Genomic DNA, 13,889 nt, shown 5'->3' on the forward strand with positions numbered 1-13,889 from the left:
ACATTTTTAGCGTACGTTCGCTTGTTTTGTAAAAAACTTTTTGTACTATTGTCATGTAAAACGAATTAACCATGATACATCAAACCGAAACAACAGAAAAAATGTTACAGTTTTCAACTGAAACAAATGGCCATTATCCAGAAATATTGACGGATGAGGCAATTGATTTTTTAACAGACTTGCACCAAAAATTTAATGACAAAAGACTTTTGTTATTAGAAGACAGAAAAAAACAACAAGTCTTGTTTGACCAAGGAGCATTACCAAGTTTTCCTGCCGAAACAAAAAGCATTAGAGCAAGCAATTGGCAAGCTGGAAAAACTCCAAAAGATTTATTAGACAGAAGAGTCGAAATAACCGGTCCTGTTGATAGAAAAATGGTTATTAATGCACTTAATTCGGGGGCAAAAACTTTCATGGCAGATTTTGAAGACAGTACTTCACCAACCTGGAGTAACTTGATTAGCGGGCAACAAAACTTGAAAGATGCCGTAAACAGAACAATCGCTTTAGAAGACACTAAAAAAAATAAAAAATACAGTCTAAACGAAAAAACGGCAGTATTAATAGTTCGACCTCGAGGATTGCATTTACCAGAAAAGAACATTCTGATTGATGGTCAACAAACTTCAGCATCACTCATTGATTTTGGCTTGTACGCTTTTCACAATTACAAGCAATTGATAGAAGATGGAACGGCGCCTTATTTTTATATTCCAAAATTGGAACATTATTTAGAAGCAAGATGGTGGAATGAAGTTTTTGAATTTACACAGGAATATTTGGGAGTACCAAACGGAACATTCAAAGCGACCGTTTTAATTGAAACCATAACGGCCAGTTTCCAATTGGATGAAATCATTTTTGAATTGAAGGATCACATCGTTGGTCTTAATTGCGGCAGATGGGATTACATTTTTTCATACATCAAAAAATTAAGAAACAATCCAGCATTTATTGTTCCAAATAGAGATCAAGTGACTATGACTTCACCTTTCATGAGCGCTTATTCACAACTGGTTATTCAAAGATGTCATAAAAGAAACATACATGCTATAGGCGGAATGGCCGCTCAAATTCCGATAAAAAATGACGACGAAGCTAACGCAATTGCTTTCAACAAAGTAATAGCCGACAAAGAACGTGAAGTTAAAAATGGTCACGACGGGACTTGGGTAGCGCATCCGGATTTGGTTTCATTAGCCATGAAAATTTTCGACAAACACATGCCAACGGAAAATCAAATTCATATAAAAAGAGCAGATTTACAGGTTACCGAAAAAGATTTGTTAGAAACTCCAAAAGGAACAATCACCGAAGAGGGCGTTAGAAAAAACATTAGCATTTCTGTTTTGTATATCGCTTCCTGGCTAAACGGACAAGGTGCTGCGGCCTTACACCATCTTATGGAAGATGCCGCTACTGCCGAAATATCAAGATCACAATTGTGGCAGTGGCTTAAAAATGAAGTGGTATTAGACAATCAAAAAGTATTAAACGAGAAATACTACCACCGAATGGCAATGGAAGAATTTGAAAAAATAAGAAAAATTGTTGGAGATGAAAATCATGAAAAACAAAAATACAGATTGGCGGAACAACTGCTAGACATACTTGTTGTAAATGACAATTTCATCGAATTTTTGACAATCCTAGGATATAAATACATCTAAAAAATCTATTAACAAACAACCATAAAAACGCAGAAAAATGAAAACAACAGAAACAAGAATTCAAGAATTAGTTGCAGACTGGATCACTAACCCAAGATGGAAAGGAGTAGAACGCCCTTATACTGCTGAGGAAGTTATCAAATTACAAGGGTCTTACATCATAGAGCACAGCGTCGCAAAAATTGGAGCTAATAACCTATGGAACAAACTTAATTCTCAAGATTTTGTAGCTGGACTTGGTGCATTAACAGGCAATCAAGCAATTCAAGAAGTTGAAGCAGGCTTAGACGCTATTTATTTGAGCGGATGGCAAGTTGCCGCTGACGCAAATGTTGCCGGCGAAATGTATCCTGATCAATCTTTATATCCTGCCAACAGTGTTCCGTTGGTAGTAAAACGAATCAATAATGCACTTTTACGTGCAGACCAAATACAAGTTGTAAACGGTACAACTGATAAAAAACAATATTTAGTTCCTATCGTTGCCGATGCCGAAGCAGGTTTTGGAGGAAATTTAAATGCTTTTGAATTAATGAAATCCATGATTGAAGCGGGTGCTGCTGGCGTTCACTTTGAAGACCAATTGAGTTCTGCAAAAAAATGCGGTCACTTAGGCGGAAAAGTATTAGTTCCTACTCAAGAAGCAATCAACAAACTGATTGCAGCAAGATTAGCAGCAGATGTTATGGGAACTCCAACCTTGATTGTAGCCCGCACCGATGCTGATGCGGCAAATTTATTGACAAGCGACATCGACCCAAGAGATGCAAAATTCATTACAGGTGAGAAAACAGGAGAAGGTTTTTTCTATGTGAATTGTGGAGTAGAACAAGGAATCGACAGAGGATTAAGCTACGCACCTTATGCTGATTTGATCTGGATGGAAACCAGCAACCCTGATTTGGCTTACGCCAAACAATTTGCCGACGCGATTCACAAAGAATTCCCGGGTAAAATGTTAGCGTATAACTGCTCGCCATCTTTCAACTGGGCTGCAAAATTATCTGTTGCCGAAATGGAAACGTTCAGAGAAGATTTGGCTGCAATGGGATACAAATTTCAATTCATCACATTAGCTGGATTCCATGCCTTAAACACCAGCATGTTCGAATTGTCAAAAGCGTATAAAGAAAGAGGAATGGCCGGTTATTCTGAATTACAGGAAAGAGAATTTGCTTTACAAAAACACGGTTTCAAAGCCGTAAAACATCAAGGTTTTGTGGGAACATCTTATTTTGATGCAGTTCAAAATACCGTTACAACAGGAAAATCTTCTACAACCGCTATGAAAGATTCTACAGAAGTAGCACAGTTTTAAATTTTTAACTACTTCTATTAAGGAATGAAGAAAACCGAAGTTTAATTGCTTCGGTTTTTTTATACCATCACTTTTGAACTTTCTTTTCTATAAAGCAACAAACCCAATCCTAAAACAAAAATCATACAACTCAGAAACATATAAACTCCATTTTTCAATATAAAAAACGAAAATCCTATTGCGGGTGCACCAAGAATAACCATCAAAGAACTTTTAGTACGAGTTTTAATAAAATTTAACGCATGTATTGACAAACCCATAAAAAGCAAAGACGGCCCAACAGCAACAAAAGGATAAAAAATAGATGGCGTATTACTGATATGATTACTTAATTGGGATCTAGCGAGGTCATCTGGTCCAAAACTCCACATTATAAAGTCGATAGCACAAAGTCCAACATGTGCAATAACTCCCAAAGTTGTTACAAAAGAAGCAACAAAACTCAATTTGTTCTTTGGAAAGACATCATTAAATGACAATAACAAACAAGCTCCAATTAAATTAAACCAATGCGCAAAATCGATTGGTTTTTGGAGAGGAGGAAAAACTTTAGAAAACAGCAAATAACTTACAATGAAAAATAATAAACCAAGGGCGCAAAATTGTTTTGTTTTCATAATTAATTTCAAAATTGAGGAAACAAAACTAAAATGAAAAACTTCTCGAAACGCCAATGTTTAGGGCTTAGGTATAAAATATAACCTTTTAGGTACGAAAACTACAACAACAATAAACTTTCTTTATAATTTTTAGAAACCGGAAGATCGATTTGGGTAAGAGCAACCGTATTTTGATTTTTCCATGATTTAAAATGCAATGGATTTATCAAATGCGAACGATGTACTTGAAGCAAAAAATTAAAATCTTTCTGAATTTTTTTGAGTGAAGAACGAATTATTTTCGAATGCAGTTTTCCGTTTTCAGTATAAAAAATCTCGACATAATTTTGAGCATTAGAGATACAAACCAATTCTGTTTTTTTGATTTTTAAATCATCTAATCGATTTTCTCCTCTAATAATTAAAATATCATCTTTTACAGGAATCAGTTTAATTAAATATCTTCTTGCCAGAATCACTACAGGAGTTAAAATCAAAGCAACTTTGATAAATATTATTGAAAAGAACTCTGTAAGTCTGTATCCTCCTTTTAAAATTGGACTTTTATAATAGGCATAAACCCCAATGAAATAAATTAAATAAAAAAAGACAATACTTACTACCTCTAAGCCAATATTCCACTTTGCCATTTTTTCATAAATCTTTTTTTGAAGGACAGTAAGAGTAGCATAACATAAAAATGCCAGCAAACTAAACCCAAAACTTATTAAAAACCAAGATCGAAAATTCAAAGTCCCATCATCAAAAGGTTTTATAATAAAGGCAAAAATAAAAATCCACAAACTAATAAGAATACCAACTATTAAATGATGTTTGATTGATGGATTTAATTGTTTCATGTTGTTAACTGAAGATATGCAATAACTATAAAATCCGATTCTGTGATTATTAATTCAAGGAAAATTTCGAAAGGATTAATTAAAGATGACAATATACAAAATACTACAATTGAAAAACATTTTTTTAATTAAACAAAAAAGCACTTATGAAACCGCGATTGCGTGAGGGATTACTTCACATTAAATTTATTTTAATTGGAGTTCAGTGAATTTCATTTGAGGCGATATCATTTTGCAAACGGAGCAATGCAAAAGATAAAGCTGAAAGTCCGACCCGCTTTTTCTGCGGGACACACCCAAAACAAGCAATTTTAAACAAATCACCTGAATACTTAGACCCAATATTAAAATCTTAAAAAAAACAACACAAAGGCTAATCTCATTTATAAAGTTAGTATTTTTGATGATTCAACATCCAAAATCGTTTTAAAATGAAATATCATCAAATTGACCGTGACTTATTTATAAAAAATCGTGCTAAATTCAAGGCTCAAATGAAGCCGAAAAGTGTTGCGATTTTTAATTCTAATGATATTTACCCCGTTTCTGCAGATAGCACTTTGCCATTTGCACAACACCGCGACATCTTTTATTTAAGCGGAGTTGATCAAGAAGAAAGCATCTTATTGCTTTTTCCTGATGCGCCGTACGAACACCAAAGAGAGATGTTATTCCTGAAAGAAACCAGCGAACACATTGCCATTTGGGAAGGCGAAAAACTGACGAAAGACCGAGCATTTGAAGTTTCAGGAATTAGAACCGTTTACTGGTTGCAGGAATTTGAAAAAATCTTGTTCGAAATGATGACTCATTCTGATACAATCTACATAAATACCAATGAACATTATCGTGCAACCGTGGAAACTGAAACCCGTGAAGCGCGCTTTGTAAAATGGTGGAAAGAGAAATATCCTGCTCATGCTGTCGCAAAAAGCAACCCGATATTGCAACGTTTGCGATCTGTAAAAGAAAGCGAAGAGTTGGATTTAATCCAAAAAGCATGTGATATTACCGAACTCGGTTTTAGAAGAATATTGCCTTTCGTGAAACCAAACGTAACCGAATACGAAATCGAAGCCGAGTTGATTCACGAATTCATTCGCAACCGTTCCAGAGGTTTTGCCTACACGCCAATTATCGCTTCGGGAAATAATGCGAATGTATTGCATTACATCGAAAACAACCAACAATGCCAAGCCGGTGATTTGATTCTACTTGATGTTGCTGCCGAATATGCTAATTATTCCAGTGATATGTCTAGAACCATTCCTGTTTCAGGAAAATTTACGGGCAGACAAAAAGAAGTTTACAATGCTGTTTTACGTGTAAAAAACGAAGCTACTAAAATGCTTGCTCCGGGAACACTTTGGAAACAATACCATATTGAAGTGGGGAAAATCATGACTTCTGAGTTGCTAGGTTTGGGATTAATTGACAAAGCCGATGTGCAAAACGAAAATCCAGACTGGCCAGCCTATAAAAAATACTTCATGCACGGAACTTCCCACCACATGGGATTGGACACGCACGATTACGGAATTCTGACCGAACCTATGCAAGCGAATATGGTTTTCACCGTAGAGCCGGGAATTTATATACCTGCCGAAGGTTTCGGAATCCGTTTGGAAGACAACATCATCGTTAAAGAAAGTGGCGAACCCTTCAATATGATGCGCAACATTCCTATTGAAGTGGAGGAAATCGAAGATTTAATGAACGCATAATATTTAAAAAGCTATAAAATAGGCAGTCTAGAGCAATCTAGGCTGTTTTTTTTTTGGAGCAGAAATTATCGCTTTTCAAAACAACGTTCCCTCCTGCTGTTCGTTTTATCTCTTGTTCCGTTCCCACTCCACAAGAGGATATCACTGCCATCAGGGCTATAGACAACATTTTTTTTTCAGAAGAACTAAAATGTTAAATCAATTATAAAACTGTAACTTTAGAAGTGATCACCATACTTATTTAATGGTCATTGATACATTAAAACCAGTAAGGCATTAAGAAAAATTAAGTGTAAATTCTTAATGAAACTTAATTTCTTAATGGCTAAAAAAATTCAAACAAAAACTTAAAACATAGAAATCATGCAAGCACACGAAATAGATTACCACATATATGGCGATGAAATGCAATATGTAGAGATAGAATTGGATCCACAGGAAATCGTTATTGCCGAAGCGGGCAGTTTTATGATGATGGATAACAATATCCAAATGGAAACCATTTTTGGAGACGGATCCGGACAGGAAAACGGATTGTTTGGCAAACTTTTAAGTGCCGGGAAAAGGGTTCTGACAGGAGAAAGCCTTTTCATGACCGCATTTATCAATCAAAACAATACCAAAAGTAAAGTTTCATTTGCCGCTCCGTATCCCGGAAAAATTATCCCAATTGACTTAACCCAATTTGGCGGAAAATTCATTTGTCAGAAAGATTCTTTCCTTTGCGCTGCGAAAGGCGTTTCCGTTGGAATTGAATTCTCTAAAAAACTCGGTCGTGGCTTATTAGGCGGTGAAGGTTTCATTATGCAAAAAATAGAAGGCGATGGAATGGCCTTTGTACATACCGGAGGAACATTGGCAAAAAAAGAATTAGCAGTAGGCGAAATCCTAAAAGTCGATACCGGTTGTATTGTAGGTTTTACCAAAGATGTCGATTATGATATTGAGTTTATCGGCGGTATCAAGAATTCCATTTTTGGCGGCGAAGGATTATTTTATGCCAAACTTCGCGGCCCCGGAACCGTTTACATACAATCCTTACCTTTCAGCCGACTCGCCAATCGAATTATTGCTTCTGCGCCACAAGCGGGAGGAAGCAGTCGTGACGAAGGCAGTTTACTGGGCGGATTAGGAAGTTTGCTCGATGGAGATAGAAGATTTTAAATTTTTCTAGACCTGCAAAGTTTAAACAACAAATTGTCATCCTGACGAAGGAAAGATCTCACTTGTTTTCACATTACTAAATTCCGTCGAAGGACGAATCACCGTTAGGCAATCAGTCTGATGAGATTCCTCCTTCATTGGAATGACAAACTAAATGTTGAATTTAGGTTATGAAAAATGGAATGAAAATTTTTTGCAATAATTTCTATGCTTAAAACGGTTTACTGCTCCGAAATTCCTACAAGTAAAAAAAAAGACCTGATAGGAAATATAAATTACAGCTTTCAGAAATGGAAGCTCTTTTTTTTCCAGCAATCTAAAACTTTTATCAACTTATAGGACTTATATGGTTTAAAAAAATTAAAGCCCTAATTTTGCAAAAACTTAATTTTCCATTTTGAAAAACACTCAATTCAAAAATACCCAAATTTCTTATTCTGATACTGGGAAAGGGACTGCTATTGTCTTACTTCATGGTTTTTTGGAAAACCAAAGCATGTGGGATAATTACATTGCTGAATTTTCTAAAAAAAACCGCGTCATCACTATTGATTTATTGGGTCATGGCGAATCAGAATGTTTGGGCTATGTGCATTCTATGGAAGATCATGCGGATGCCGTTCATGCCGTACTAGCTGATTTACGCATCCGTAAAGCTATTTTTGTCGGGCATTCTATGGGTGGTTATGTCGCTTTGGCTTTCGCCGAGTTGTATCCTAAAAATATCAAAGGATTGGTTTTACTCAACTCAACCGCAAAATCCGATAGCGAGGAACGTAAAATAAATCGAGATCGCGCTATTAAAGCGGTGAAACAATCCTTTATAAATTTTGTTTCACTTTCAATTGCTAATTTATTTAGTGAAGACAATCGCGAAAGACTCGTTGCTGAAATTGAAGATGTGAAAAACAAAGCGCTAAAAACACCTCTTCAAGGAATCGTTGCCTCACTGGAAGGAATGAAAATTCGCCAAGACCGTGAAGTTTTATTGCATTTGACGACCTATCCAAAAATATTAATTCTAGGCGAGAAAGATCCTGTTTTACCCTATGAAGAAACCAAGGAACAAATAGAGAATACCAAAGTAGAACTGGTTACGTTTCCTGATGGACACATGAGTCACATTGAAAATAAAGAAGAATTATTGAACGTATTGCTATTATTTTTTAAAAGAATTTAAATCATTCCTGATTTCAAATATCCTTTTTCTACCAATTCGCTTTTGCCTTTTAAGTGATGCATTTTTCCTTCTTTCATCAACGCCAGTCTTGTGGAGACCTTAATTACATTTTCATAATTATGATCCGTGATGATAATGCCTTTTGCAATGGATATTTCTGTGATTAATACATTTATTTTTTCAATCATAATTGGTGACAAACCGTTGTAAGGTTCGTCTAACAAAACGAATTTTGACGCGTTATTCAGGATTAACTTGATTTCCAAATAGCGCAATTCTCCGCCGGACAAATGCTTTATTTTTTTGTTCAGCATCGATTGAATCATTTCATCCGCATGAAATTCCTCTAGTTTATCTTTTGTAATGGATAATGCAATCGTTTTTTTTATCGAAAATGAATTCGGAATGAAATTATCTTGAGGCAAATAACTGATTTGGTTTAGTAATTTGCTGGTTTTAGATCTCACAACCGCATCCACGCGAACAAATTTAAAATCGGCCTCTACAATTCCGAAAATAATTTTTAACAAAGTAGATTTTCCAGAACCATTTCTGCCTAAAACCCCAATAATATCCCCCGTTTCACATTTCAAATACACATCCGACACGATACTTTTGCCGTCATACCGTTTTTGAACACTGTCAACTTCTAAAATACTTTTAGTCATACTAATTGAACTGTTAAGTTAATGACTAAAATCAAAATTATCGAAAAAATAAAATTCATTAGAAAGCTAAATAACAATAAATTCAATTTTGAAATTCCATTGTTGAAATAAAACAGGTATTCATTCTTGGAATTTACTTCTTTTATCAAAAGACTAATGAAGAAACCAAAAATAATAAGCACATATTTAAAAGTTTCAAATCCACCAAAAACCCACGCCAAAGCACTTATTGACACGTTAATGGTCAAAGTGCTTTTGTAAAATTCAAAAATGTTGGCTAATTTTCTGATGCGGAATTCTGTTTATATTACTTTTTCCTCAAAAGGAATAGTCGCATTCAGAATTTCACTCAATAACACAACAATTTGTTCCAAATAATTGGATAAAACTACCTCGTTTATAATTGAATTCATTTCTTTTTCTTCTTTAAAATTAAAAGGTAAAAATCCTGATTTTAGATTCTTAAAAGAGATAATTCCCGCTTCGATGGGCTTCCCTTTCGCTTCCTGTTCGTACATAAATGCATACGCCAAGACTTGAATGATTTTATCACTTTTAATGTCTTCCGTCAATCCGTTCCAAGATTTCAGCGTGACACTTGCTTTTTCCACTTTTCCCGTTTTATAATCAATAATTCGAATGATTCCGTTGCGCTCTTCAATTCGATCTACATTTCCTTTAATCAATACCGGAAAAGGCAAATTAGGATGATTTAAAATGCGTTCAAAAGTTTGTTCCAAAGCTAAAATTTTAATCGCGTCACCATTTTTAATGCTTTCGCGTTCCACTTTCAGAAAATTCGAAACATTGCGCTTGGCCACTTCAAACGCCAACAAATTTCTTCCCTTTTTGATTTCGCCTTCTTTGTAAACGAGTTTGAATTGTTTCAGCACCTCGGCATCAATTTGTTTGAAACAATTTTCAATGTCTTTTTCAAAAATAAATTTGCCGATGAAAGGTTCGTATAAAACCTTCAATGTTTCATGAATAATGGTTCCCAGAGTATTCAAGGCAATATTTTCCTCGACTTCTTCGACTTCGCTGATGCGCAAAATCTTTTGAAAATAAAACTGAATCGGATTACGGATATAACTCGTCAATGCCGATGGCGAAAACCCCTTTTCGGCAATTTCTTGCAATCGAACCATCACCGATTCCGATTTTGGAATTACCATCGGTTGATAAGCCGTATTAGGCAACACCGCATTGTAAATTTCGTGAGTTAACGTATGATTTTTTTGCTTTTCGACTTCGAGTTGGGTTATAAATCGGCTTTTTTCACCCGCATCCAATCCTTCACTTTCGGTATTATAAATCAGATAAATGGTTTTGGCGCGTTGTAACAAATGATAAAAATGATAGGTATAAATAGCATCTTTTTCTTTGAATGTCGGCAGACCCAATTCTTTTTTCACATCATATGGAATAAAAGAATTTTGTGATTTCCCCGCTGGAAATTTCCCTTCATTCATCGAAGTCACAATGACAGTTTCAAAATCGAGAACACGGCTTTCTAAAACTCCCATAATCTGCAAACCATTCAAAGGCTCTCCTTCAAAAGAAACTTCAGCTAAATCAATTACTTGTTTATAAATGGCGTATAGTGTTTCTATTTTATCAATATGCGCATGTTTCGAATAATAATTTATCAGTTTATTGATGACTTTAAAAATAGCAAAAACAAAAGCCTTCGTAATTTTCTCTTCTTCGTTATCGTTACTTAAATTTTTTTTTATAGTTTGCAATAATTTAGAAATCGTTTCTAATACCGGAATCGAACCATTTTCCCATTTTTGGAATAACAAAAGAAATAATTCACTTGGAATTACATTCAATTCCATCAATTTCTGATGTGTAATAAAAGTGTAATTATTTTGATTGATGACATGGACAAGTGTACTAGTTTTGGCATACGGTTTTACCAAAGGATGTGTCAAAATATCCAATACATCTTTGTAATACAAAACATAACTTTTGGCATTTCTAGACAACGCATTCGTGTGCATCTTGAACAATTTAGCAATCAAAATCTGAGCTGGATTATTCTTACTGGAATATCCCATCGTGATATTCAAAGCTCCTACACTTGATGGTAACGAATATAAAAGTGGAACCAATAAATTTTCCTCGCCCAGAACAACCGCTACTTTATCTAATGACGCATCAGTCCCGAGGCTTCGGGATTCATTAATAATATTTTCTATAATGCTTCCGCTGATTTTAGCTTGACCAATTGACTTTGGCGTACCTATAACATGAATGTTTTTAGCGTGCGAAAAATCATTTACAATCCATTCAAAAGGATTTGATTTGTAATGTTTCCAACTTTCCTTAAAACGTCTTACGAACAATCCTGCGTCATGATACGGGTCGTTTAGAAAGGTTTGGTCTACGTCCCAATATATCTTGGCTTGGTCAGAGGCGATAAGATGCTGGATTATTTTTTCTTCGGCTGCATTCAACGCATTGAAACCCGCAAAAATAAATTGTTTGTCTTGTACAGAATTCGTAAAATGATTTAAGTTATTAACTGCCTCTCGGTAAATCAAGCCTTGATATCCGATTCCTTTATTCAATAAATGAGTATATAAAGATTGATAATAATTGGGTAGTAATTTCCAAAAATCGATATATTTTTCCAATAATGGCGTTTTGTTTTCAACTTCAATTCCCCATTTTTTTATGTCTTCAATATCTTTCAAGTAAGACAAAACATGAGACGGATCTAACAAATAGCGATCAATTTCATTAAAATCCTGCAAAAGTGTTTTTGCCCAATTGGCAAATAATTCAAAGGTTTGTTGGTTTGATTTTTCAGTGATTGAAAGGTACACTTCATAAAATTCAAACAATAATTCGATTGGGTCAATCGAACGGATACCAGAAATATCTTGAATAAAATCTTCAACACTAATAATTTCGGGCGAAAGGATATTAGTTGAAACTTTATTCTTCAACGCTTCGATTAGGAATATTTTGGCACGTTTATTTGGAAGAATAACTATTACATTGGATAAACGATCTGAATAATCATCAATTAAAACGGCGGCTATTTTATCTAAAAAAGAAGTATTTGTCATTTTATAAAAATAAAAAAAACGCCTCGATAAATCGAGGCGTTTTCTAGAAATATTTTAGAAAAAATTATTCTTTTATTAAAGAAATTTCAGTTCTTCTATTACGTGCTTTTCCTTTAGCAGTTTTATTAGTGTCAATTGGTTTAGTTTCACCAAAACCTGTATGTTTTAATCTGTCAGCAGCGATTCCGTTTTCAATTAAATAATTTTCAACTGCATGCGCTCTGTTTTCAGATAATGTTTGATTCATTTCATTAGAACCATCGCTATCAGTATGACCTTCAATTAAGAATCTTGAATAAGGATATTCTTTTAAGATTGAAACGATTGATTGTAAAACTGGGTAAGTTTGTTTTTTGAAAGTAGATTTTCCAGAATCAAACAAGATAGTTCTACTATACTCATTTAATTTCATCATAACTTCTTCAGAAACTTCAGGACAACCTTGGTTAGCAACTGTACCTTTTACATCGATACATTTGTCATCTTTGTCTAAAACACCATCTCCATCAGTATCTGGCCAAGGACAACCTGCGTTTTCTTTAGGACCTGCAACTGTAGGACATTTGTCATCTTTATCAGCAACACCATCGCCATCAGCATCTGGACATCCTCTCAAAGCAGCTAAACCAGCAACATCTGGACAATCATCATCTTTATCAGCAATTCCATCTCCGTCTCTATCAGGACAACCGTTTAATGCAGCTAATCCGAATTCTGTTGGACAAGCATCAGCACTATCTTGAATACCATCTCCGTCAGTGTCAGGACATCCGTTAAATTGTTTTAAACCAGCAACTTCTGGACAAGCATCGTCTTTGTCATAAATTCCATCACCATCTGTGTCTTTTCCTCCAAATTTGAAAGTAAGTCCAGCAGTATGTTGGAAAAAAGAAGGAGCATCCGGAGTTCCAAAAGAATCTTCTCTATCTCCAAATGATTTTTTGTATTGAGTAGCAAGAGATAAACCAATGTTTTCAGTAAACCACAAAGTTAACCCAGCACCTGGATTAATTGTTCCATAGCTACTATCACCAAAGAAATTATATCCACCACCTACAGAAAGAGACGGGTCAATTACTTTAGATTTTATCAAATCCATAAAACTATATCTAATAGTTCCATCTATACCATAGTACATCAAGTCACCTATTTTAGAAACTACCATTCCTCTAGCATCGTGACCAACAGCATTTGGAGCAAATTTTACATAATTTTTAATTTTGTTAACTGATCCCGAAAGACCAAAAGAGAAACCTTGTCCTACGTATCTAGATACACTAAGATAAGATACAGAAGGAAGAATATTCCAATTGTCTTTTACAGCGAATGGCTGAGAAAAATGTTGGTCTAACCATCCATGTCCTCCACCAGCACTTGTTCTAGTGTCAATGGCATTCACTCCAAAAGAGATTGCCCATGGGTTGTTACTGTCTTGTGCGTGGGAGGTTAAACCCATCACCATCATCACAGCAAGTAAAAGTTTGTTAAGATGTTTCATACTTGATTTTTTTAATTAAAATTTAGTTAATTACGAACAAAAGTAATGAGTAATTTTATATTTACAAAACGAAATGTTAAAAAAAACCTACAAAAACCTTTAAAAGTGGAAATTATATAACTTCA

11 protein-coding genes are annotated in these 13,889 nt (G+C 34.8%); 5 read left to right on the forward strand and 6 right to left on the reverse strand.

Annotated features, from left to right (window positions below; translation table 11 throughout):
• The first annotated feature begins 71 nt into the window (after positions 1-71).
• On the forward strand, positions 72-1,673 hold the full coding sequence (gene aceB / locus IWX84_RS13265) for a malate synthase A (protein ID WP_196851239.1): 1,602 nt from the start codon (positions 72-74) through the stop codon (positions 1,671-1,673).
• A gap of 37 nt (positions 1,674-1,710) precedes the next feature.
• Entirely contained in the window at positions 1,711-2,991 is a 1,281-nt protein-coding gene (aceA, locus tag IWX84_RS13270; protein WP_196851240.1) for an isocitrate lyase, read from the forward strand.
• A 59-nt stretch (positions 2,992-3,050) separates the two neighbouring features.
• Here the strand turns inward: aceA and IWX84_RS13275 are convergent, their stop codons facing one another.
• Positions 3,051-3,608, reverse strand: a complete 558-nt coding sequence (locus tag IWX84_RS13275; protein WP_196851241.1) for a hypothetical protein — start codon at positions 3,606-3,608, stop codon at positions 3,051-3,053.
• Positions 3,609-3,709: 101 nt separating this feature from the next.
• Positions 3,710-4,450 (reverse strand): LytTR family DNA-binding domain-containing protein, encoded by a 741-nt coding sequence (locus IWX84_RS13280; protein WP_196851242.1) that lies wholly within the window; start codon positions 4,448-4,450, stop codon positions 3,710-3,712.
• A 431-nt stretch (positions 4,451-4,881) separates the two neighbouring features.
• Between IWX84_RS13280 and IWX84_RS13285 the strand changes: the two genes are divergently transcribed.
• Positions 4,882-6,174 carry an aminopeptidase P family protein gene (locus IWX84_RS13285; protein ID WP_196851243.1) on the forward strand — a complete coding sequence of 431 codons (1,293 nt, stop codon included), beginning with the start codon at positions 4,882-4,884 and terminating at the stop codon, positions 6,172-6,174.
• Positions 6,175-6,211: 37 nt separating this feature from the next.
• On the opposite strand, the gene IWX84_RS15470 is transcribed toward IWX84_RS13285, so the two are convergent.
• Entirely contained in the window at positions 6,212-6,343 is a 132-nt protein-coding gene (locus tag IWX84_RS15470; RefSeq protein WP_255549339.1) for a hypothetical protein, read from the reverse strand.
• 194 nt (positions 6,344-6,537) lie between these two features.
• On the opposite strand from IWX84_RS15470, the gene IWX84_RS13290 reads away from it, so the two are divergent.
• Together IWX84_RS13290 and IWX84_RS13295 are read left to right on the forward strand one after the other, a co-directional pair.
• Positions 6,538-7,338, forward strand: coding sequence for a TIGR00266 family protein (locus IWX84_RS13290; RefSeq protein ID WP_196851244.1), 801 nt, complete (start codon positions 6,538-6,540; stop codon positions 7,336-7,338).
• 397 nt (positions 7,339-7,735) lie between these two features.
• Positions 7,736-8,518, forward strand: coding sequence for an alpha/beta fold hydrolase (locus IWX84_RS13295; protein ID WP_196851245.1), 783 nt, complete (start codon positions 7,736-7,738; stop codon positions 8,516-8,518).
• Here the strand turns inward: IWX84_RS13295 and IWX84_RS13300 are convergent.
• From IWX84_RS13300 to IWX84_RS13310, 3 genes are all read right to left on the reverse strand, one after another.
• Positions 8,515-9,186 carry an ATP-binding cassette domain-containing protein gene (locus tag IWX84_RS13300; protein ID WP_196851246.1) on the reverse strand — a complete coding sequence of 224 codons (672 nt, stop codon included), beginning with the start codon at positions 9,184-9,186 and terminating at the stop codon, positions 8,515-8,517. The genes IWX84_RS13295 and IWX84_RS13300 overlap by 4 nt on opposite strands.
• 302 nt (positions 9,187-9,488) lie before the next feature.
• The gene (locus tag IWX84_RS13305; protein ID WP_196851247.1) at positions 9,489-12,266 is read right to left on the reverse strand and encodes a PD-(D/E)XK nuclease family protein; all 2,778 of its coding nucleotides are present in this window, start codon (positions 12,264-12,266) and stop codon (positions 9,489-9,491) included.
• Between the two features lie 64 nt (positions 12,267-12,330).
• Complete coding sequence (locus tag IWX84_RS13310) at positions 12,331-13,764, reverse strand: OmpA family protein (RefSeq protein WP_196851248.1); 1,434 nt, start codon at positions 13,762-13,764, stop codon at positions 12,331-12,333.
• Positions 13,765-13,889: the final 125 nt, after the last annotated feature.

This window comes from Flavobacterium sp. CG_9.10 (assembly GCF_015752245.1).
GTDB lineage: Bacteria > Bacteroidota > Bacteroidia > Flavobacteriales > Flavobacteriaceae > Flavobacterium.